Consider the following 23319-nt stretch of genomic DNA (forward strand, 5'->3'; position numbering starts at 1 on the left):
ACTACTGCAAAGAAATTCTAAACGTCCAGTGTTGTTTGATTCGGGAACAACAACAGATCTTCAAAGGTGAAATTTAATTTTACTACATCGCCTTCCTGTATGGAAATGTCTGTGGTAAATGCTTTCAATTGCAGCTTATTCGGTAAACGCAAAAATAATTTATACTGATCACCATGAAACTCTTTACGAAGCACCACTGCTTTGCTCAGGCCTTTTCCTTTAGTGAGCACTTCTATATCATGAGAACGGATGGCGGCGATAAAATTATTTCCCAGTTCTTTCTCACACGGCTTATAACCTTTCAATTTTAAATCTTCCAGTTTTGAAAAACGGAAAAAATTAATGTCCGAAAACAACGCTGCTACATACGGAGAAACCGGCTGATCGTAGATCTCTTCAACTGTTCCCATCTGTACCATTTTTCCGTTGCGCATTACCAGAATGGTATCCGCAAGTGCCAGCGCATCGGTTGTCTGGTGTGTTACAAAAATCAGGCTGGTTTTTGTTTTACGGATCTCCTTCATCATAAACATGCGGATATGATCGGCCAGTAACACATCCAGGTTACTGAACGGTTCATCCATAAGCATTACCTGCGGTGAAGCTGCAAAAGCAGCTGCAATGGCTGCACGCTGCTGCTGCCCGCCAGACAACTGATACGATTTACGATCAAGCAACTGCTGTATATGAAAGATCTTTGCAAGCACGGCGATTTTTTCATTCTGTTCTTCTGCTGTAAAATACCGCAGCGGATGCTGCAGGTTTTCTTTCAGAGATTGATTTTTCTTCAGGCCATAATCCTGCAGAACAATACGTATGTGCGGATGCCCCGCTACCAGATTGTGTGCGGGTCCCAGAACGCGACTGTCATTTAAATGAATATCGCCGGCGTTCGGATCAAACAACCCGGCAAGCAATTTTAATAAAGTAGTTTTTCCGCTGCCGCTTTCTCCAACAATCGCTAACTTCTTTCCCCGTTCAAGTTCAAAGGAAATATCCTGCACCGCATCAAAAGTAGCCTCCTGATAACGCATGCTCAAATTTTTAACTGATAACATAGTGTAAATGTAGCTGAAAAAAGCGAAAGGCGGAAGCTGGTTTATCTTTCAAAACTAAAATCCAAATTAATGGTTAAGTTCTAATATAACGATACTGGTTGAAAGTGTATAGTGTAAAGTGTAATTCTCTGGTATGTGTACCTGCTTTGGTGCTTATAAATTACCTAAAATGATTTTTAGAAAGTCGAAATACACTTTACACTGTAAACGTTACACTTTTTTCATTTTTTTTCTTACCTTTCAATCACTTCATCATTACTACAATGAGCACAATACGGATAGGCGGCGCGGCAGTAAATCAAACTCCCATTGACTGGGAAAATAATGTTAAAAATATTCTTGATGCAATAGAGGAAGCAAAAAATGCGAATGTAGAAATTCTTTGCTTACCTGAATTATGTATCACCGGATATGGCTGCGAAGATTTATTTTTAACGGATTGGGTTGCCGAAACAGCTATTGAATATTGTTTTGAAATAGCTGCATCGTGTACAGACATTACGGTTTCCTTAGGTTTACCGATGCGCATTGCAGGTATTACGTACAACTGTGTCTGCCTGGTTGAAAATGGGATAGTAAAAGGCTTTTCTGCCAAACAGTTTTTAGCAAACGAAGGTGTACATTATGAAACGCGTTGGTTCACTGCCTGGCCTCGAAACCACACTACTACCTTTCTCTACAACGATGTAAAATACCCATTCGGTGATGTCTTGTATAATGTAAAAGATGCCCGTATCGGATTTGAAATATGTGAAGATGCCTGGCGCACAGACCGTGTAGGTATCCGCCATTATGAAAAAGGCGCTACACTGGTATTAAACCCTAGTGCCAGCCATTTTGCATTTGGAAAATCTGCCATCCGCTACGACCTGGTAATTGGCGGGTCTGAACGGTTTGATTGTACCTATGTGTATGCCAACCTGCTCGGAAACGAAGCCGGACGCATGATCTACGACGGCGAAGTACTCATTGCACATAAAGGCAAACTCATTCAGCGCAACGATCGCCTTTCGTTTAAGAATGTAAACCTCATCTACGCGGATATTGCTACCGATTCAGCTGAAACGCCTGAAACCGTGCTTACGCAGGACGATCTGGAAAAAGAATTTGAATTCTGGGAAGCTACTTCTCTGGGGCTTTTTGATTACATGCGCAAAAGCCGCAGCAAAGGATTTGTTTTATCGCTCAGCGGCGGTGCTGATTCTTCCGCCTGTGCTATTATGGTTGCCGAAATGATCCGTAAAGGATTAAAAGAATTAGGACTAACGGCATTCCTCCAAAAATCAAACATGGAAACACTGTTTGATCTTCCGGCGTTACAACATCTTCCTTTTGAAGAACAGGCAAAAAAAATAACCGCTGTATTTTTAACAACGGCATACCAATCTACACGCAACTCCGGAGATGAAACCTATACGTCTGCTAAAACACTGGCAGAATCTATCGGTGCAACATTTTACAACTGGAGTGTGGACGAAGAGATTGAACAGTATAAGGCTACTATAGAAAACGTAATTGAACGCCCGCTTACCTGGGAAAAAGATGATATTACCCTGCAGAACATTCAGGCGCGCGGCAGAGCACCGATCATCTGGATGCTCACAAATGTGAAGCAGGCCTTGCTGATTACAACTTCGAACAGAAGCGAAGGTGATGTAGGGTATGCAACCATGGATGGTGATACAGCGGGCGGGATCGCTCCTATTGCCGGTGTAGATAAGGATTTCATCCGAAGCTGGCTGCGCTGGGCAGAAAAAAACAGAAATCAGCATGGATTGCATATTGTAAATAAACTGGCACCAACCGCAGAACTACGCCCGTCAGAATATACACAGACAGACGAACGGGATCTCATGCCATATGATGTCCTGGCCCGTATTGAACGTAAAGCAATTAAAGAACGGCTTTCACCTGTTCAGGTGTATACTGCATTACTTACTGAAGGCCCGTATACCAAAAACGAATTTAAATACTGGGTAAAGAAATTTTTCCGTTTGTGGTCAATCAATCAATGGAAACGCGAACGCCTTGCACCTTCTTTTCACATGGATGATTTTAATATTGATCCAAGATCCTGGTATCGTTTCCCGATTCTGAGCAGTGGTTTTGCAAAAGAACTGAACGATCTGGATCAGTTACAATAATTCTTTTTAGTTAAGAATTATTTCGGGGTCTCGGTCTGAGAATAAGAATATCCCCCGGCAATACTTCAAGCATGTTTGCAACGGCATCAATATATGCTTTCTGCGTGTTTTGAGTGGTATTTTGTAGTTCCATAGCTGTTTGAAAATTAAATAGTTAATTGACTATACAAAAGAACGTAATTTATAAATTACAGATTTCGAATTGTTTTTGTAAAACCTACAGATGTCAGTATTGCGTAAGTTTTCGCTGTGTATTGGGGCAGAAATGCACGCATTCTATTTTCTATCTAAGGGTATCTTTTGAAAGTACAATTGATTCAAGACAAAAATTATCCTGTGTAAACACCCTCATTAACCTTCTATTCTTCAATAATTGGCTTAAATTTGCAGCAGATAAAATAAAATGAATAAAGCATCAAAAACGGGTGTAGATATTACACAAGCTAAACGATTACTTGAAGAGAATCACGTTGTTGCTATACCAACAGAGACGGTTTATGGGCTTGCGGGCAATGCATTAGATATAAAAGCTGTAGCAACCATTTTTTCTGTAAAAAAAAGACCCAGTTTTGATCCGCTTATCGTACATACGCATTCTATTGAAGCTTTAGGGGAATTTGTAGCGGATATTCCCGAGCAGGCACAGCTGCTGGCAAAAGCATTCTGGCCGGGACCGCTAACTTTGCTGTTAGAAAAAAAAGAAATCATACCTGATCTTGTTACCAGCGGCTTAAACCGTGTTGCGGTTCGCATCCCGAATCATCCGTTAACACTGGCCTTGTTACAATCCCTTTCTTTCCCGCTGGCTGCGCCAAGTGCAAACCCTTTTGGGTATATTTCACCTACAACAGCACAGCATGTTACTGATCAGCTGGGCGATCAAGTTGCTTATATCCTGGACGGCGGTGCTTCCAACATTGGTGTTGAGTCTACCATCATTGGCTGGGAAAACGGCAAGGCTACCGTAATGCGTGTCGGAGGTTTATCCATTGAAGCCATCGAAGCCATAATCGGCCCGGTACATGTTCAAGCGGTAAGTTCATCCAATCCGGCTGCACCGGGTATGTTAAAAAGTCATTATGCCCCGCGTATTCCCATGCGTGCAGGAAACATTGAAACACTGCTGCAGACCTATGCAGGTAAAAAAATAGCCGTATTATCTTTTCAGCAGGCATACCCTGCCGCATACAAAAATTATATTCTATCCCCTGAAGGAAATGTTACAGAAGCCGCACAGCATCTGTTTGCCGCCATGCGTGTATTAGATACCAGCGAAGCTGATATTATCCTGACCGAGTACGTACCCGCTGTTGGCTTAGGCCTTGCCATTAATGACCGTTTGAAGAGAGCCTGCGCAGAAGAAGTATAGAGTACTAAGTATTAAGTACTAAGAAAAAAAATGTACAGTAGTATTTCTCATGTGGTATTATTTTATTAATTCTTTTAAATTGTTTACTAATCCTGTATTCTTTTATTTATACTATAATCGTGTACTAATCGTGGTGTTTTTTTCGTACTTTGTACACCATTACATACCGTACATTTATGCTTAATTACATCATCTGGAATGTTGCTCCATATCTTGCTGAAATAGGAAATTTTGAACTGCATTGGTACAGCATCTTATTTGCTGCCGGCTTTTATTTCAGCTTCAGAATAATGACTTCTATCTACGTTTCTGAGGGAAGAAAAGAATCCGATGTAGAAAAACTAGCCATATACATGTTTCTGGCAACCTTAATTGGTGCACGTTTGGGTCATTGTATCTTTTATGACTGGGAATATTTTCAGCATCATATGTTAGAAATTTTCCTGCCGGTTGAATTTGAGCCGGAGTTTAAATTTACCGGCTTCAGAGGATTAGCAAGCCACGGTGCTGCCTTTGGAATCATCTTTGCAGTATGGCTGTATTCACGAAAATATAAAACACAACGTTTTTTATATGTGCTGGACCGTGTTGTTATTGTTGTGGCGCTTGCCGGCGCGTGTATCCGTATGGGAAATCTTATGAACTCCGAAATCATCGGTAAACCTGCTGCTTCCCTTACATCCTTTGTATTTACGTATCCTACAAAGGATCACCTGATACAATCCTTTGGTGATAAATACATAAAAAAAGTTTCGTTTAAAGAACTCGGAAATGATTCGGTTAGCTACGGCTTTCCTACTACGGAATTAAAAATGACACTGATCACAAAACGCATCGATTCAGCGGAAAGCTTTGTAAACAATCAGATCCGGAAAAGCCTGTACAAATCATCCAGTTATTCTGAACACATTTTACTGCCAACAGATAAAAACATGTTTTTGGGTACACGCATTATCGATGGGAAGACACAGGAGATTGATGTGTTGATTTATGGTATCCCCCGTTACCCGGCACAATTATTCGAAGCCATTTCATCGTTCCTGTTATTCCTGTTATTATACGGCCTGTACAAAAGATTCGGAGCTGAAACGCCGGAGGGATTGCTGTTCGGTTTATTTGTGGTGATCCTTTTCTCCCTGCGTTTCTTTTATGAGATCTTCAAAGAAAATCAATCTGAATTTGAAAACGGAATGACGTGGAACATGGGCCAGATCTTAAGTATCCCCTTGGTATTGGCCGGTATATTTGTGTTGATCCGCAGCTTTACATTAAAGCGTAAAAACACTTCTGAAAAGAACTGACATGAATAAAAAAGAATTCTTCACAGGTGCAGTAAAACAGGTATTTATTATACCTGTGAAGATCTATCAATACAGCATTTCCCCTTTGCTGCCGGGCGCTTGCAGATACACGCCAACCTGCTCGGAATATTGTGTGCAGGCAATCGAAAAATACGGCCCGCTTAAAGGAATCTGGCTGGGGACTAAACGTATCTGCAGCTGTAATCCCTGGGGCGGCAGCGGATACGATCCGGTACCCTAACAGTAAACGAATATGTTTGCAAGCACGCTTTTTATTTTTTCACGTATGCACGTACTACTATTTGCTTAACCGAACATGGAATCAGTAAAAATCAATCAAAACATTAAGGTTGCCGTTGACGCGATTGTTTTTGGCTATAGCAACAATGCCTTGCATGTATTACTTGTAAAACAAAAATTTGGTGCGCTTAAAAATAACTGGGTATTAGCAGGAGGTTTTGTTAAAGACGGTGAAACCTTATACGAAGCCATCAACAGAGAACTGCGCGAAGAAGCAGGTATCCAGGTTACCTATCTGGAACAGTTATATACCTTCGGAGACGATATTCATAGAGACCCAAGAGGCAGAGTCATTTCTGTTGCTTATTTTGCTTTACTAAACTCTACCGAACTTAAGTTGTCTGCTGATACAGATGCCAAAGATGCAAAATGGGTGCCCCTGGATAAAATACCTAAATTAGGCTTTGATCACAATCAAATCATTCAGGTAGCTTATGAACGTTTAAAAAGTAAGCTTACTTATCAGCCCATTGGGTTTGATCTGCTGCCAAAAGAGTTTCTTTTTTCTGATCTGGAAAATCTTTATTGTAACATCCTGCAAAAACAAATTGACCGCAGAAATTTCAGAAAAAAGATTCTGAGCTTCGGACTTTTAGAAGAAACAGAAAAATTTTCATCTGAAAAAACTGGCCGACCGGCAAAACTTTTCAAATTCAACAAAAAGAAATACAACAAGTTACACAAAGAAGGATTTAATTTCGAAATTAAGTTTGCGTAATTTTTACACAAATTAACATGTATTTAAAACCTTTCTATATACATTGCGTAATAATTACACAAACACGCGAACTATGCTACTCAATTTAGATAAAACATTTAAACCATTTTCCGGAACAGAACTTCCGTTTGAAAGCTTCATTTTCTCCGGAGGTGAGCCACACATCAAAATCCGGCCCGACGTTGATACAAACCAGCCGATTACTGTCACACACCGTTTGAATTCATTTAATGATGTGGGATTGCTTCTTGTTGCTGTAGATGCGTTAAGAAGAATGCATGTAGATAAGATCAATCTTTTTATTCCCTACTTCCCTGCAGCAAGACAAGACAGAGTCATGGTAAAAGGCGAACCCTTAACGGTAAAAGTATATGCGGAACTGATAAATGCATTGCAGTTAAGCAAGGTTACAGTATTTGATGCGCATTCAGAAGTTACTCCAGCCTTATTAAACAATTGTGAAGCTGTTTCCAATCACCGCTTCATTCAGCAGGTGCTGAAAATAACAGGTAACGATTGTTTGCTTATCTCGCCTGACGGCGGAGCGCTGAAAAAGATCTATAAGGTATCTGAATATTTAGGAGGTATACAGGTAGTGGAATGCAGCAAAAGCCGCGATGTAACAACCGGTAAACTGAAAGGATTTAAAGTGTATGCCGACGATCTGCAAGGTAAAGATTGTTTGATTGTAGATGACATCTGCGATGGCGGAGGAACGTTTATAGGCCTGGCAGAAGAATTAAAAAAGAAAAACTGCGGAGCTATTTACCTCGCAGTCTCTCATGGAATATTCAGCCAGGGATTTGAAAAATTCAGCCCGGCTTTCAAACGGATCTTTACAACAGATTCGTTTCAGAACATAGAAAATGAATACGTCACTCAATTAAAAATAGCAGATGGACTGCTATCTTAATGCTGCCAATTCATTCGCCCGTATACTGGACGAATATCAAACGTATAACTCATTGGTCGTTGCATTTGACTTTGATGATACGGTATACGATTTCCACAAAAAAGGCCGGTTATATGCAGATGTGGTAACGCTTTTAAGAGATCTCAAAAAAATAAACTGCCACCTCATCTGCTGGACAGGCCAGGAAGATCTGACGTTTGTAAAAAACTATCTTATGGAAAATAATATTCCGTTTGATGATATAAATGAAAATCCTCCGTTCCATGTATCAAGCAGTAAAAAAGTGTATGCAAATGTTTACCTCGACGACAGAGCAGGCTTGAAGCAAGTATTCGGTGAATTAACACAATTGCTGCAACACGAAAGCATCCGTATAAAATCCGTCTGATAAACAGTAGTAAAACTCATTGAATTGATTCTAAAGATATTAAACCGTTACAACTATGAATTACAATCCCTTATTGATGACAGATGGTTACAAAACCTCCCATCATAAAATGTACCCTGCCGGTACAACATTAGTATATTCTAATTTCACACCAAGAAATGTAAAATACATGCCTGAACAGGCCAAACAGATTGTAGTGTTTGGTACACAGTACACGGTTAAATACATTTTCGATTTATACAACGAACAGTTTTTTAAAAGACCTAAAGCAGAAGTATGTGGTGAAGCTAAAAAATATTTATCCAGTTACCTGAACTGCGATTACGATGTTTCGCATTTCGAAGCGTTGCATGATCTGCAATATTTACCTATTGCCGTTAAATCACTAAAAGAAGGTTCTATCATTGATGCTAAAATTCCGATTTTAACATTTTATAATACACTGCCTGAATTTTACTGGCTGCCGAATTTCCTGGAAACACTTATTTCAAGTCTGTTATGGAAGCCGTTACATTCAGCGTCTTTAGCGTATGGCTATAAAAAATTATTATCTGAAGCAGCAAAAAACACCGATGAAAAAAATATTGGCTTTGTTGATTTTCAGGGACATGATTTCTCAAGCAGGGGCATGCAGCATCCGGAGGCAGCAGTAAGTTCAAGTTTAGGTTTTCTTACTTCTTTTAAAGGAACGGATACCATCCCTGCACTTGAAGCAGCTGCGTATTATTACAATGAAAAGGATGTAGCATTCAGTGTACCTGCCTCTGAACACGCTGTAATGACTGCTTATGGAAGAGAAGACGAAATTCAGGGCTTTAAAAGATTGATGGAACAATATCCTACAGGAATTTTATCCGTAGTATCCGATTCATTTGATTTGTGGAAAGTATGTACGGAATTCGTAACAACATTAAAAGAACAGATCCTGGCACGTGATGGAAAACTGGTAATACGTCCGGATAGCGGCGACCCCGTTGATATCATCTGTGGTACCTCTGAACCGTATGGAAAATACGAAGGTAACTGGGAAAACGCACCCGCATCAAAAGGTGTTATAGAACTTCTATGGAATACATTTGGCGGCACGGTGAATGCACAAGGATATAAAGTACTTGACCCGCATATTGGAGCTATTTATGGAGATTCCATCACACTGGAACGTGCACAGCACATATGTGCACGTCTGAAAGCTAAAGGATTTGCTTCTACAAACATTGTATTGGGTGTTGGCAGTTATTCTATGGGTTATGCGACCAGAGACAACCAGGGCGGTGCCGTAAAAGCTACGTATTGTGAAGTAAACGGAATCGGCAGAGAAATCTTTAAAGATCCGATCACCGATGATGGTACTAAAAAATCTGCAAAAGGTTTAATGAAAGTTATCCTGGAAAATAACACGTATAAATTAATCGATCAGGTAAGCTGGGCAGAAGAAAAAACCGGTGAACTGCACGAAATTTTCAGAGATGGAAAACTTCTTGTAAACGAAACGTTAAGCGCGATCAGAAATCGGTTGGTATAAGTTAGTTGCTAGGTACTAGCTTCCAGTTGCCAGACAAAAGTACTTAGTACTAAGTACAGAGACATGAATAAGTAATACTATAAAACACAAAGGCCCGGATAATTTCGGGCCTTTCTATAGATTCTCAAGTGTATTATTATTTCTTCTTAAAATTTAATTGATAATTGAAGTTGACCTCCAAATCCAAGTTCAACTATTTTTTGCAACGTAGAGATCCGCACTTCCTTAATATTATTTTCAATCCGGGATATATAGGATTTAGTTGTGCCACATTTTATAGCAAGTTCTTCTTGAGTCATTCCTTTTTCGATCCTCGCTTCTTGAATTAATGCCCCAATTTTAAAGGTATCATAACCCATCTCAAGACTATCGCGTTTTGCAGTTCCTTTTTTTCCGTAATTTTGGTCTTTGAACTGTTCAAGTGTTTTTATATTACTTTTTTTCATTTAAATATTCCTCCTTAATTTTTAATGCCTTTTCAATTTCTTGTTTGGGAGTTTTCTGTGTTTTCTTTTGAAAACCATTAGTAATAACAACTAATTGTCCTTTATCGAAAAAACAGAATATTCTATAAATATCGCTGCCATGTTGAACACGGATTTCATATAAGCCATCTGTATTTTCAATGTGTTTTAAATAACTTTCCGGAACACGTTTCAGTTCTTCTATAAGTTCAAAAGTCCAGATAATCTTATCTTTTACTTTGGCCTTTTGTTTCACAAAGAACTCTGAAAAGTAGTCCTTGTAGAACACAATTGTTCGATTTTTTTGATTTTCACCCAATTTATCAAATGTATAAAAAGTTTCCCTATAGTACAACTTTAAAATATCGTAATTAGTTCAAAAAAAGTATCTTGACAGACTAAAAATATTGCCAATAATTCTATAACCTAATATGTTTTTAAATAATTGTTTATGCATGTAAACTATTAAACAAAAAAATTTATAAAACAATTTTATCTTAAATTATGATTATCAAAAAAATACCGGTCAATATTGCTTGTATAATTAGAAGAACACTTGTTATATTCTCACTTTTATGTAAAAACTCGAAGTCAGATAAAACAATAGGATTATTTTTCTCATTTTGTTCTCCAATGTATTCAAGATTTTTTAATTTATTGATTGCAATACCATTTGAAAAGTCTTCAATAACTTGCTGACCTAATGGTATTGATTTATCTAAATTCAAAGTAATTTGTACATTTTGATAATTATGAAGTATTATAATTTGTAAAAAGTGACTATATAATCTAGTTTCTTTGATTCTAATTAAAAGACCTAAAAAAGAATTTACTATAAAAATAAAGCGATTACAATAATTAATAAAAAATTAAAGCAATCAGAAATATCTTCGCTTTTAAGTTTGTTTAATGTAAATAATTCCATTCCAATAGATAGACCTATAATCCATAATGACAATTTACTTTTTTCTTGAATATGCTTAATTTTCGATTCATAGTCTTTGATATAAGTATCTGATGTTTGACAAATTATTTTCTCGAGTTTTTCTATTGTTACTGTTATTGCCATTTTGGTATAAATATACTTGTGCCTAACGAATCCATACAAGCATCAACTGCGTGTATATTTCATTTATAAATAATTTATCTATTAATATTCGGATCTCATTCCTTTTTTTGTCAAAAGTTCCGTAGTAGCAACTAACTCAATACTCTTGTCTGACAACTAGTACCTGACAACTAAAAACTATAAGGCCCCCTTTTTAATCTCTTCAACAATTTCCGGATCAAGCAACGTAGAGGTGTCACCCAGATTATTCAGGTCTCCTTCTGCAACTTTACGTAAAATACGGCGCATAATTTTTCCTGAACGTGTTTTCGGTAAACCTGTTACAATCTGGATTTTATCGGGTTTCGCGATGGGCCCGATCAGTTTAACAATACTATCCAGAATTTCCTTGCGAAGCTGGTCTTCATTTTTATCTGTTTTATCACAGATCACATAGGCATAAATACCTTGCCCTTTAACTTCATGCGGATAGCCGACTACTGCCGACTCAATTACATCGGCCTGTTCATTGATGGCACTTTCTATTTCTGCTGTTCCAAAACGGTGACCCGATACATTGATTACATCATCTACTCTTCCCATGATCCGGTAATATCCCTTCTCATCACGCTTACAGCCGTCGCCTGTAAAATACAGATTCGGATAGGTTGAAAAATAGGTTTGTTTACAACGTTCGTGGTCGCCATATGTAGTGCGGATGATAGATGGCCATGGAAATTTCATACATAAATTTCCTTCTACATTATTCCCTTCCAGTACCGTACCATTTGCATCTACGAGTACAGGCTGCACACCCGGCAGCGGCAAGGTTGCATACGAGGGCACCAATGGTGTAATGCTCGCCAATGGAGAAATCAGGATTCCACCTGTTTCTGTCTGCCACCAGGTATCCACAATCGGACAGTTTTTCTTTCCAATGTGTTCATTAAACCAGTGCCAGGCTTCTTCATTAATGGGTTCGCCTACAGAGCCAAGTACTTTCAACGATTTCAACGAATATTTTTCTACCATTGTATCGCCGAAAGACATCAGTGAACGGATCGCTGTAGGTGCCGTATAGAAATGTGTAACGGCATATTTGTCAATGATGCTCCAGAAACGGCCGGCATCCGGATACGTAGGTATGCCTTCAAACATTACCTGTGTAGCTCCCTGCAGCAAGGGACCATACACTAAATAACTATGTCCGGTAATCCAGCCGATATCAGCCGTGCAGAAATAAACATCGCCTTCGTTATACTGAAACACGTTCGCAAAAGAGAATGCTGTATACACCATATACCCGCCAATCGTATGTACAACACCTTTTGGTTTTCCGGTTGAACCGGAAGTATATAAAATAAACAAGGGATCTTCCGAATCCATTTCTTCTGCTTCATATACTGGTGTTGCCCCTGCAATCGCTTCATCCCACCAGTAATCACGACCGTCTTTCATAGCCACTGCATCGCCGGTACGTTTAGCAACCAGCACTGTCTTTACAGTTTCACACTGCTGCAGCGCTTCATCAATAAGCGCTTTTACAGCAATGCTCTTTGTTCCGCGGAAAGAGCCATCGGATGTAAGCACAGCTACGGCTTTCGCATCGTTTACACGGTCTGCAACCGCACTGGCTGAAAAACCTGCAAAAATCACCGAATGGATGGCACCTATACGCGCGCAGGCCAGTACAGCAATTGCCAATTCCGGAATCATCGGCATGTAGATACATACACGATCTCCTTTTTTAATGCCTTTCTGTTTTAATACACCTGCAAACACACATACCTGTTCATACAATTGCTTATAGGTTATATCTTTGCCTGCTTCATCGGGGTTATTGGATTCCCAGTGTATCGCTACTTTATCAGGTGTTTTTGTTGCATGACGGTCTAAAATATTTTCAGTGATGTTTAATTTACCCCCTATAAACCACTTTACATCCGGATCAGAAAAATTCCATTCCAGGGTTTTATCCCATTTCTTCTTCCATATAAATTGCGCAGCCTGATCGTCCCAATATTTTTCGGGATCTGCAATACTGGCAGCATATGCGCGGGTATATTCATCAAAAGATTGAATTGCTTTGATCATAGGTATAAAAAGCGGTTAAATACAAATTAAATATATAAATTTAAACGATAATTCTGAAAGCGTGTATTCAATATTAAAACATATTCTTTTTTTACTGCCATTTTTCGCTTCGGTGTCTATATGTGTTGCCCAGGCAGATTCTTCCGCTTCTTCTTACATCATCATTGACAGCATTCAGATCATAGGTAATAAACGCACAAAGACATTCATTATTGAACGCGAACTCGATTTAAAAAAGGGTGATTCTGTTCTTACTAAAAGTTTAGCCGCACGCATAGCACGTACACAAAACCGCTTGTTCAACACAAGTTTATTTTTAGAAACCAATACTGAACTTATCTCTAAAGATGCTATTCATAAAATTGTTCAGGTTACTGTGAAGGAACGCTTCTACACCTACATTGTACCTATTGTTGGCCTGGCAGATCGTAACTTCAATGAATGGTGGGTACAGCGCGATCACAAATTAAACCGACTGGATCTGGGCATTTATTTTCTGCAAAAAAATATGCGCGGAAGAAATGAATCCATGAAGATTAAAGCTGAATTCGGATTCACGAAAAAAATAGAATTTACCTACACCATTCCCTACCTCACCAAATCAAGAAAGCTCGGGCTTATCTACTACATCGGTTACATTCTTAACAAACAGGTTGCGTACAACACACTTGATAATAAATTGTTTTATGTAGAAGGTGACCGGTTTATCCGCGAACGTTTCGGTACAGGTTTAACATTTACGTACAGAGGCTCTTTTTATGTGGAACATCAGTTAGGTGCTACCTATTACAACAATGCCATTGGTGATACCGTATCTCAATTAAATCCTACGTATTTTCTGGAAGGCCGTACAAAACAGGAATTCATTTCATTAAAGTATTCGCTCATCCGGGACCACCGCGATATCCGGTATTATGCACTCAAAGGAACCTACCTGCGTCTGGATGTTGAACAGATGGGCTTGGGAATCAGCAACGCTGTTTCACTTACATCTTTCAAAGGAGAGATCAGTGTATTCAAACCGTTAATAAATCGATTCAATATAGCTGCTACGTTAAAAGGAAAATATTCAACACCTGTAACACAGCCTTATTTTAATCAGCGCGGACTTGGCTACGACAAAGAAACCGTAAGCGGTTATGAACAATATGTAATCGACGGACAAAAATACCTCATCACAAAACTGAACCTTAAATTTAAATTGCTCGACTGGAATCTGCATCTGAATGGTTTTCCGGAAGACCGGTTTACAAAAGTTCCGTTTAAAATATTTTTAAAAGCGTATATGGACATGGGCTATGTGTGGGACAACCGTAGGGATGTATATGCTACCGGTAACAAGCATTATGCAAATATGTATTTACCCGGCGGCGGTGTCGGATTTGATTTTGTCAGCTACTACGATTTTGTGATGCGTGTAGAATATTCTGTTAATAGAGATTTACAAAGCGGCGTATTTATCAACTTTAAGGCGGGGATTTAAAAGTACAAAGTATATAGTACTTAGTACAGAGTATGTAAGGTAATCACATTCATAGCTGTATTTATTTCATTCTTCGTAGCTCTCAAAGTATTGCTGGCACATTAGTACTCTATACTTTGTACTCTATACTTCTTTTCTTTTCTTTAAATTATTCCTTACTTTCAACCATTCATTATTAAATATTTATTTTATGTTAAAACGTTTTATTCTTTTTATTACCATAGTTTCCCTTGGTATTGGAAATGTTTGTGCAGATGAGGGTATGTGGCTGCCATTTGTATTGGGAAAGAATTATGACCAGATGAAAAAGCTTGGTTTAAAAATCACTCCTGAACAAATTTATTCTGTTAATAACTCCAGCTTAAAAGATGCCGTTGTAAATTTTGGTAATTTCTGTACGGGTGAAATCATTTCACAGGATGGTTTGATCCTTACCAACCATCACTGCGGGTTTGATGCCATTCAATCGCATAGTTCTGTGGAGCACGATTATATTACAGATGGTTTCTGGGCCATGGACCGTTCGCAGGAATTAAGCAACCCGGGCCTGACAGTTACATTTTTAATTCGTATGGAGGATGTTACAAGTCGTTTTACAGGCAAAACAGAAGAGGAACAAACAGCTCTTGTAAAAGAACTCACAAAAGAATACGGTGAAGAAGATGCCTATACGGTTGAGGTGGAAGATTTCTTTGAAGGAAATCAAAAAATTCTTTTTGTATACCAGATCTTTACGGATATCCGTTTGGTTGGTGCGCCCCCATCAGCTGTAGGTAAATTTGGCGGAGACACCGATAACTGGATGTGGCCAAGACAAACGGGCGATTTCTCTATGTTCCGTGTTTATATGGGCAAAGACGGAAAGCCGGCTCCTTATGCAAAAGACAATATCCCCTACCACCCCCGTCAGCACTTGTCTGTTTCAACAGCAGGCATCAAAAAAGATGATTTCTCCATGGTAATGGGTTATCCGGGAAGTACCGATCGTTATATGACTTCTTATGCCGTTGCGATGAATTATTATCAAAGCAACCCGGCTAAAATAAAGCTGCGCGAAAAACGCCTTGCGCTTATGAAGGAAGACATGGATGCCAATCCAGCCATCCGTATTCAATACGCGTCAAAATACGCGCGTGTAAGCAATTACTACAAATATTTCATCGGTCAGAATCAGGGTTTAAAAAGACTTCATGTAATCGAAGATAAAGAGGCTGAGGAAGCTGCTTTTACAGCCTGGGTACAACAGGACAGTAATCGTATTAAAGAATACGGAAATGTATTAAGCGATTATAAAAAAACCTATGCTGCATACAGCAAGGTTAATTTACCTTACGTATATGTTCAGGAAGCGGCTTTTGGAACAGAGATTTTAGAATTCGCATATAAAGCAAATAAGCTGTATACACTGCTGAAAGCAGGCCAATCCGCGGAAGATGCCAGGGCTGCCCTGCAGGAATACGGTAAAGAGTATTTCAAGGATTACAATAAAGCAACCGATCAAAAAGTATTTGCTGCCTTATTAAAAATGTATCACGACGATATTGATAGAGGCTTACACCCGGCAATCTTTGGTGTAGTGGAAAAAAAATACAAAGGCGATTTTACGAAATATGCAGCTGCTGTATTTGCAAAATCCATGTTTGCAAATCAAACAACGTTTAATCTGTTTATGGCTAACCCAAGCGCTGCTGCCCTGGAAAAAGATCTTGGTTTTTCATGCATGTTATCCATCTTAACAGACTTCAGAAGCAACGTAGGCCCTACACTGGGTGCTATTTTCGGAAAACTTGAAACAACAAATGCATTGTATCTGAAAGCTATTTTAGAAATGCGTTCCAGTGAAGTATTATATCCGGATGCAAATTTTACCATGCGTTTAACCTATGGCACTGTGCAGGATTATGAGCCAAGAGATGCCGTATACTATAAATATTATACGACACTGGATGGTATGATGGAAAAAGAAGATTCAACAAATGCTGAATTTATTGTTCCTGAAAAATTAAGCGAACTTTACCGCACAAAATCATTTGGCAGTTATACAAACGAAGAAGGTAAAGTACCTGTATGTTTCATTACTACAAATGATATTACTGGCGGTAATTCAGGAAGTCCGGTTATGAATGGCAAAGGAGAACTGATAGGAATTGCTTTTGACGGAAACTGGGAAGCAATGAGCGGCGATATAATTTATGAGCCTTCCCTACAACGTTGTATCTGTGTAGATATCCGCTATGTATTGTTTATTATTGAACAGTATGCAGGAGCAACACATTTAATTCAGGAGATGACTATTGTTAAATAATTCAATCTCATAGATTGAAATAAAAAAGATCCCGGAAATATTATATCCGGGATCTTTTATTTTTAAACGTTTAAGAATCGTATTGAGATTTTTTTATACAGCAGATTATTTGTTCAGGAGCTCGCCTGCCTGCTCGTGTGTGAGTGGTTTTACAATATAATTTTCAACGCCCAGTTTATTCATTTGAATTACATCACTCAAATCTTCTGAAGAAGATAAGGGATAGACTTTTGTATGCGGGAACTGTGCTCCATATTCTTCCTTAAAAATTTTTAAAAATTGAAAGCCATTCATAATAGGCATATTTATATCTAAAAAAATAAGCCCGTTTTCATGGTTTACTTTATTTTCAATTAATTTCCGGATGATGGTAATTGCTTCTTCTCCATTTGTTGCTACTGTGATTCTATCAGCAGAAATATACTTACCTAAAATTCGCAGATGTATAAAATTCTGTATCTCATCATCATCCACCAAAAGTACCCAATCAATTGTAGAATTCATGCGTTAACATAGGAAATGCTTTTAATAAAATTATCCATTGAACATGGATTTACACAAGAAAATATAAAAAACATACATAAAATAGAAATTAATACAAACTTATTTATTCATCTTCTCGTATTATCTATTAATATCGTGATTTATTGACGAATAGCTTTCAGTGATACTATGGAGGTACTATCACTGAAAGCAAAAACGGTCGTTTTCTATTTGACTGCAAACAAATATAGAAAACTGTCACGTAAAATTCAATTTGTTGAATAAATAAATTTTAAAGTGACATGAATACACCTGTACATGCTAGAATCGAAATGATTCTGAAACATTTTAATTTGAACCAAAAACAATTGGCCAAACAAGCTGGATTGCCGGAAAACACACTGTCTAATGCAAAAAAAGGAAAAAACATTCCTAACATTGAGTTCTTTAATGCTATATACAAAGCATTACCGAATATTAATCCGCATTGGCTGTACATGGGCAACGGGCAAATGATTTCCGACAGCACAAATGGCACATCTATGATGGATGATCAGGAAACGCTGAAGAAGATGGACAGTATGATGCGCGAGATTGATTACTTACGAGAGCAAATCCGTGACAAAGAAGAAATTATAAATTTATTAAAAACGAACCGCGTGATGTAAAAACGTTACTACATTTAGTTACCCAATTTAAAAAATATTAACCCCATATTAAAAAGAGCGCTCCGATAAAATAACGGGGCGCTCTTTTTAATATATATGCTTTATATGCTAGAGAACATAAAAAATAATTGTCTGATATATTTGTAACCTATTGTACGACGAGTACTCTGCTCTGGTAACTAATGGCTGATACCCCGTAGCTATTAATCTCTTCTGCTCGCCAGTTTCAGAAGTAATTTCAGAATCTCAATATATAACCACACAAGTGTTACAAGCAGTCCATAAGAAGCATACCATTCCATGTATTTGGGAGCTCCTTTTGCTTCTCCCTGTTCAATAAAATCAAAATCCAATACCAGGTTTAAGGCTGCAATAACCACCACAACCAGGCTGAAAATAATTCCGATTATACCGTTACCATGGATGTATGGAATTTGAATACCAAAGAAACCTAAAACGAATGAAGCGAGGTAAATCAAGCCGATCGCACCGGTAGCAGCAACGATACCAAGTTTAAAATTCTCGGTTGCTTTGATCAAACCGGAGCGGTATGCCAAAAGCAAACAAAGAAACGTTCCGCATGTTAATAATACGGCCTGTATTGCAATACCCGGATACATTGCATCAACGAAACCGGAAAGTGCACCTAGAAACACCCCTTCAAATAAGGCATATGCCGGTGCTGTATAAGGTGCCCAGGTTGGTTTAAAGGATGTTGCCAAACCAACAATTAATGCTAAAATAGCGGAAGCGATCACATAAATAACGCCGTTTCCGCCAGCTGTCATGAAATCCCAGGATAACAAAGCGGTAGAAAAAACAAGGGCAATCAGTATGAAGCTTTTATTAACTGTGCCTCTGATTGTCATGCGCTCTTCTCCGGCAACCGCATAGGTATCAAAAGTAGATTCGTTTAGCGCAGGGTTTGATGTTCTCATCGTTGTTTTTTGTTGAATGTGAATATTTATGCAATAATACTACAAATTAGTATTTTTCCATGCTACAAGAAATAACTAACTTGCAGCTTCATTAAGATGAAACGTATAGTTTGATAATTCCTATGTCTGAAATCCGTAAAACATATTCCCCGGTTGAAGTAGAAACAAAATGGTACTCCTATTGGCTTGAAAATAAATTCTTTCATTCAGCTCCGCATGTCAATAAAAAACCATTTACCATTGTCATTCCTCCTCCAAACGTAACGGGAGTTTTACACATGGGTCACATGCTGAATAATACCATCCAGGATGTGTTGATCCGGAAGGCACGTATGGAAGGCAAAGAAAGCTGCTGGGTACCTGGTACGGACCACGCTTCTATTGCTACAGAAGCAAAAGTGGTTGCTTTGCTGCGTGAACAGGGCATAAAAAAAAGCGACCTGTCTAGGGATAAATTTTTAGAACATGCCTGGGCATGGAAGGATAAATACGGCGGAATCATACTTGAACAGTTGAAAAAACTGGGTGCTTCCTGTGACTGGGACAGAACACGTTTCACCATGGAAGACAATCTTTCAGATGCCGTTATTGAAGTGTTCAATAAACTCTACGCAGATGGCATGATCTACCGTGGATTCCGTATGGTTAACTGGGATCCGGAAGGTAAAACAGCGTTATCGGATGAAGAAGTGATTCACAAAGAAGTTCAGTCCAAATTATATTATATCAGATACCAGGTTGTTGGTTCGGATGACTATGCGCTTGTAGCAACGACACGCCCTGAAACCATTCTTGGTGATACTGCCGTGTGTATCCACCCGAAAGATGAACGCTGGAAACACTTAAAAGGGAAAAAAGTTATTGTTCCGCTGATCAATAAAGAAATACCAATCATTGAAGATGAATACGTAGATCTTGAATTCGGAACAGGCTGCCTTAAGGTAACACCGGCCCACGATGTAAACGATTATCAGCTGGGACAGAAACATGGGCTGGAAGTGATCGACATTATGAATGACGATGGTACATTCAATGAGAAGGCTCAGTTATACGTTGGCCTGGACCGTTTCAAAGTTCGCAAACAACTTTCTGCTGAACTGGAAGAAAAAGGTTTTTTAACCAAAACAGATAACATTACAAACAACGTTGGTTATTCTGAACGTACCAATGCTGTTGTTGAACCACGCCTTTCCTTACAGTGGTTCGTAAATATGCGTAGCTTCATGGATAAACATCCGGAAGTGTTGAGTTCAGTAATGAACGATGAAATAAAATTACATCCTGCGAAGTTTAAAAATACGTACAAACACTGGATCGACAATATTAAAGATTGGTGTATCTCCCGTCAATTGTGGTGGGGACAGCGTATACCTGCCTGGTATTTATCCGACGGACAGTATATTGTTGCGTTGAATGAAACAGAAGCTTTGGCAAAAGCGAAAGCACTTACCAGCAATGCTGCATTAACCCTTGCTGATTTAAAACAGGACGAAGATGTACTGGATACCTGGTTCTCTTCCTGGTTGTGGCCGATCTCTGTATTCGATGGTTTCAAAGATCCCAACAACGAAGACATCAAGTACTATTACCCTACTGACGATCTGGTAACAGCACCTGAAATTTTATTCTTCTGGGTGGCGCGTATGATTATGGCGGGTTATGCTTTCAGAGGTGAAAAACCTTTCAGCAATGTATACTTAACCGGTATTGTACGTGACAAACAAGGCCGTAAAATGTCTAAGTCGTTAGGTAACTCTCCTGACCCGTTAGATCTGATCACGAAGTATGGTGCAGATGGTGTACGTTTTGGTATGCTGTTGAGTTCTCCTGCCGGAAATGATTTATTGTTTGATGATAAATATTGTGAACAGGGAAGAAACTTCACAAATAAACTCTGGAACGCTTTCCGTTTAATAAAAGGCTGGGAAATAGATAAGAGCTTACCTTACGTAAACGCGGCTTCGGTTGAATGGCTGAACGCACGTATCAACGCAAGTTTGGTGGAGATCGAAGATCATTTCAGTAAATACCGTTTATCTGATGCGCTGATGAGTGTGTACAAATTGGTTTGGGATGATTTGTGTGCGTGGTATCTGGAAATGATCAAGCCCGAGTTCGGTAAGCCAATCGATGCAAAAACCTATGAGGAAACCTTAGCGATTTTTGAAGAGATATTAAAAATTGTACATCCGTTTATGCCGTTCATTACCGAAGAATTATGGCATGAAATTAAGGAGCGCAGTGCAACAGATTGTGTGATTGTTGCAGCGTGGCCAACGGTTAAACCTTATTCTCCGGATGTATTAACAGGTGGTAATTCCATCATGGAAATTGTTACTCAATTAAGAAACATCCGTGTTTCCAAGCAACTGGCAAAAGACGTACGTCCTGAACTCTATATTAAAGCCTCCCAGAATGATACCTACAAAGCGTTTGATACTGTTATTAAAAAACTGGGATTAGCTGGAGAAATAGCTTTTGTTGAACAAAAAGTTGAGGGCTGCGCATCCTTTATTATTAAAAATGACGAATTCTTTTTCTCTATTCAATCTTCGCAAGTAGATGTAAATGAAGAGAAAGAACGTATCCAGAAAGAACTGGAGTATACGAAAGGTTTCTTAGTTTCTGTTGAAAAGAAACTAAATAATGATAAATTCGTACAAAACGCAGCAGCCCACGTGCTTGAAAACGAAAGACAAAAACAACAGGATGCGCTTTCTAAAATTAAATCCCTGGAAGAAGCATTAAAGGAACTTGTATCTTAAATTTATACTTTTACGAATCCCTAATCGAATGAAACATTTTGTACGCATCTTAATTTTATTACTTGTACTATCAACGACAAGTACCATTGAGGTATCCGCTCAAAACCCTGCCCAAAGCAAGAAATATCAGAAAAAAGCCAAGGCAGCTAAAAAGAAAAAGAAAGATCCATATACTCCTGTATATCACGATGCTGATTCAGATCATGATGGTGTACCGGATAGCCGCGATCAATGCATCCATACACCCAAAGGCGAACCTGTAACACCATTCGGCTGTCCGTATGATGTGGATTTTGACGGGATCTTTGACTACGAAGATTCATGCAGAAATGAAGCAGGGCCAAGAGAAAACCATGGCTGCCCTTGGGGAGATAAAGATGGTGACGGAATCATGGATAACGTAGATGACTGTCCTACTGTACCCGGTTTAAAAATGTACAAAGGTTGCCCCGATACAGACGGTGATGGTATTCCGGATAATAAAGATAAATGCCCGAAAGTACCGGGAACACTTCAGTATGATGGTTGCCCTCCGCCATTCAAAGACAGTGATGGCGATGGTGTAGAAGATTATTCCGATTTATGCCCGAGTACACCTGGACCAAAAACAAACAGAGGCTGCCCGGAATTGAAACCGGCAGAAAAAGCAGCGCTTCAAAAAGCATTTGACAACTTATTGTTTGAAACAGGTTCAGATGTTATTGTTTCTTCTTCTTTCCAATCGTTAGATGATTTAGCAAAAGTGTTAAGAAATAACCCGCTTTATAACCTGTACATTGAAGGCCACACGGATAATGTAGGTGATGACGAAGCGAACCTTGACCTCTCAAAACGTCGTGCGATATCTGTTAAAAACTACCTTGTTTCTAAAGGTGTTGGTGCTGCCAGATTAACAACAGATGGGTTTGGTGAAGCAAGACCGGTTGATACAAATGATACACCGGAAGGCCGTAAGAAAAACCGCCGTGTTGAAATGCATATCCTTCAATAATACTTTATTTATTATCTTTTAAAAAAAGTCACGCTGTTAGCGTGACTTTTTTTTTTATATCGGATTCGTTCATGGAGCCGCCCGGTGATACAAAATAAAGTCTTCCAAAGGTCTATGTTAACCTAGCCGGAAAGAATTCTATTTATCCAATACATCCTCCTACTTAAAAGTATTTAAAGAGACTGGTGTGTTTAGGTGCTCTTGATTATTTAAAAAAATGTGTACCAAATGTAGAATTGCCTGCTTCGTTCTAAACCATTCATACTTTTTTCATACCTACTAAACGCACAAAAATATGCTTATTTGCCTTTAAATCTCACATATCAGATTATTGAATTAAAAATGTACAACTACTATATATTCAATA

The 23319-nt window shown here is 38.7% G+C and carries 21 protein-coding genes; 13 read left to right on the forward strand and 8 right to left on the reverse strand.

Features of this window, described 5'->3' with window-relative positions; translation table 11 throughout:
• Positions 1-17: 17 nt before the first annotated feature.
• Positions 18-1034 (reverse strand): ABC transporter ATP-binding protein, encoded by a 1017-nt coding sequence (locus CHU_RS11750; RefSeq protein ID WP_238379270.1) that lies wholly within the window; start codon positions 1032-1034, stop codon positions 18-20.
• A 287-nt stretch (positions 1035-1321) separates the two neighbouring features.
• Here CHU_RS11750 and nadE point away from each other — a divergent pair, with 287 nt between their 5' ends.
• On the forward strand, positions 1322-3202 hold the full coding sequence (gene nadE, locus CHU_RS11755; protein WP_011585787.1) for an NAD(+) synthase: 1881 nt from the start codon (positions 1322-1324) through the stop codon (positions 3200-3202).
• Positions 3203-3212: 10 nt separating this feature from the next.
• On the opposite strand, the gene CHU_RS19800 is transcribed toward nadE, so the two are convergent.
• Complete coding sequence (locus tag CHU_RS19800) at positions 3213-3335, reverse strand: hypothetical protein (RefSeq protein WP_256235649.1); 123 nt, start codon at positions 3333-3335, stop codon at positions 3213-3215.
• Between the two features lie 270 nt (positions 3336-3605).
• On the opposite strand from CHU_RS19800, the gene CHU_RS11760 reads away from it, so the two are divergent.
• The 7 genes from CHU_RS11760 to CHU_RS11790 all read left to right on the forward strand — a co-directional run bounded on the left by CHU_RS11760 (position 3606) and on the right by CHU_RS11790 (position 9713).
• Complete coding sequence (locus CHU_RS11760) at positions 3606-4571, forward strand: L-threonylcarbamoyladenylate synthase (RefSeq protein WP_011585788.1); 966 nt, start codon at positions 3606-3608, stop codon at positions 4569-4571.
• Between the two features lie 176 nt (positions 4572-4747).
• Complete coding sequence (locus CHU_RS11765) at positions 4748-5872, forward strand: prolipoprotein diacylglyceryl transferase (protein ID WP_011585789.1); 1125 nt, start codon at positions 4748-4750, stop codon at positions 5870-5872.
• 1 nt (position 5873) lies between these two features.
• Entirely contained in the window at positions 5874-6113 is a 240-nt protein-coding gene (gene yidD, locus CHU_RS11770; RefSeq protein ID WP_011585790.1) for a membrane protein insertion efficiency factor YidD, read from the forward strand.
• A gap of 75 nt (positions 6114-6188) precedes the next feature.
• Positions 6189-6890 carry an NUDIX hydrolase gene (locus CHU_RS11775; RefSeq protein WP_011585791.1) on the forward strand — a complete coding sequence of 234 codons (702 nt, stop codon included), beginning with the start codon at positions 6189-6191 and terminating at the stop codon, positions 6888-6890.
• Positions 6891-6963: 73 nt separating this feature from the next.
• The gene (gene prs, locus CHU_RS11780; protein ID WP_041932361.1) at positions 6964-7803 is read left to right on the forward strand and encodes a ribose-phosphate diphosphokinase; all 840 of its coding nucleotides are present in this window, start codon (positions 6964-6966) and stop codon (positions 7801-7803) included.
• Positions 7787-8191, forward strand: coding sequence for a hypothetical protein (locus tag CHU_RS11785; RefSeq protein WP_011585793.1), 405 nt, complete (start codon positions 7787-7789; stop codon positions 8189-8191). Before prs ends, CHU_RS11785 begins: the two co-directional genes overlap by 17 nt.
• 55 nt (positions 8192-8246) lie before the next feature.
• Complete coding sequence (locus CHU_RS11790) at positions 8247-9713, forward strand: nicotinate phosphoribosyltransferase (protein WP_011585794.1); 1467 nt, start codon at positions 8247-8249, stop codon at positions 9711-9713.
• A gap of 146 nt (positions 9714-9859) precedes the next feature.
• Here the strand turns inward: CHU_RS11790 and CHU_RS11795 are convergent, their stop codons facing one another.
• The 4 genes from CHU_RS11795 to acs form a co-directional block, all read right to left on the reverse strand.
• Positions 9860-10159, reverse strand: a complete 300-nt coding sequence (locus tag CHU_RS11795; protein WP_011585795.1) for a helix-turn-helix domain-containing protein — start codon at positions 10157-10159, stop codon at positions 9860-9862.
• Positions 10146-10532 (reverse strand): type II toxin-antitoxin system RelE/ParE family toxin, encoded by a 387-nt coding sequence (locus tag CHU_RS11800; protein ID WP_011585796.1) that lies wholly within the window; start codon positions 10530-10532, stop codon positions 10146-10148. The genes CHU_RS11795 and CHU_RS11800 overlap by 14 nt, the downstream gene beginning before the upstream one ends.
• A 142-nt stretch (positions 10533-10674) precedes the next feature.
• Positions 10675-10905, reverse strand: coding sequence for a hypothetical protein (locus CHU_RS11805; RefSeq protein WP_011585797.1), 231 nt, complete (start codon positions 10903-10905; stop codon positions 10675-10677).
• Between the two features lie 518 nt (positions 10906-11423).
• The gene (acs, locus tag CHU_RS11815) at positions 11424-13319 is read right to left on the reverse strand and encodes an acetate--CoA ligase (protein ID WP_011585799.1); all 1896 of its coding nucleotides are present in this window, start codon (positions 13317-13319) and stop codon (positions 11424-11426) included.
• Positions 13320-13380: 61 nt separating this feature from the next.
• Here acs and CHU_RS11820 point away from each other — a divergent pair, with 61 nt between their 5' ends.
• Both CHU_RS11820 and CHU_RS11825 read left to right on the forward strand, forming a co-directional pair.
• Entirely contained in the window at positions 13381-14802 is a 1422-nt protein-coding gene (locus tag CHU_RS11820; protein ID WP_011585800.1) for a BamA/TamA family outer membrane protein, read from the forward strand.
• Between the two features lie 190 nt (positions 14803-14992).
• Entirely contained in the window at positions 14993-17107 is a 2115-nt protein-coding gene (locus CHU_RS11825) for a S46 family peptidase (protein ID WP_011585801.1), read from the forward strand.
• A 105-nt stretch (positions 17108-17212) separates the two neighbouring features.
• Here CHU_RS11825 and CHU_RS11830 read toward each other — a convergent pair whose 3' ends face one another.
• Positions 17213-17611, reverse strand: coding sequence for a response regulator (locus CHU_RS11830; protein ID WP_011585802.1), 399 nt, complete (start codon positions 17609-17611; stop codon positions 17213-17215).
• 281 nt (positions 17612-17892) lie between these two features.
• Here CHU_RS11830 and CHU_RS11835 point away from each other — a divergent pair, with 281 nt between their 5' ends.
• Positions 17893-18258 carry a helix-turn-helix domain-containing protein gene (locus CHU_RS11835; protein ID WP_011585803.1) on the forward strand — a complete coding sequence of 122 codons (366 nt, stop codon included), beginning with the start codon at positions 17893-17895 and terminating at the stop codon, positions 18256-18258.
• A gap of 203 nt (positions 18259-18461) precedes the next feature.
• Here CHU_RS11835 and CHU_RS11840 read toward each other — a convergent pair whose 3' ends face one another.
• Complete coding sequence (locus tag CHU_RS11840; RefSeq protein ID WP_011585804.1) at positions 18462-19196, reverse strand: Bax inhibitor-1/YccA family protein; 735 nt, start codon at positions 19194-19196, stop codon at positions 18462-18464.
• A 122-nt stretch (positions 19197-19318) separates the two neighbouring features.
• Here CHU_RS11840 and CHU_RS11845 point away from each other — a divergent pair, with 122 nt between their 5' ends.
• Both CHU_RS11845 and CHU_RS11850 read left to right on the forward strand, forming a co-directional pair.
• A complete protein-coding gene (locus CHU_RS11845) occupies positions 19319-21961 on the forward strand; it encodes a valine--tRNA ligase (RefSeq protein WP_011585805.1) in 2643 nt (880 codons plus the stop codon).
• Positions 21962-21989: 28 nt separating this feature from the next.
• A complete protein-coding gene (locus CHU_RS11850) occupies positions 21990-22952 on the forward strand; it encodes an OmpA family protein (protein ID WP_011585806.1) in 963 nt (320 codons plus the stop codon).
• Positions 22953-23319: the final 367 nt, after the last annotated feature.

Origin of the sequence: Cytophaga hutchinsonii ATCC 33406 (assembly GCF_000014145.1) — a bacterium.
Taxonomy (GTDB): Bacteria; Bacteroidota; Bacteroidia; order Cytophagales; family Cytophagaceae; genus Cytophaga; species Cytophaga hutchinsonii.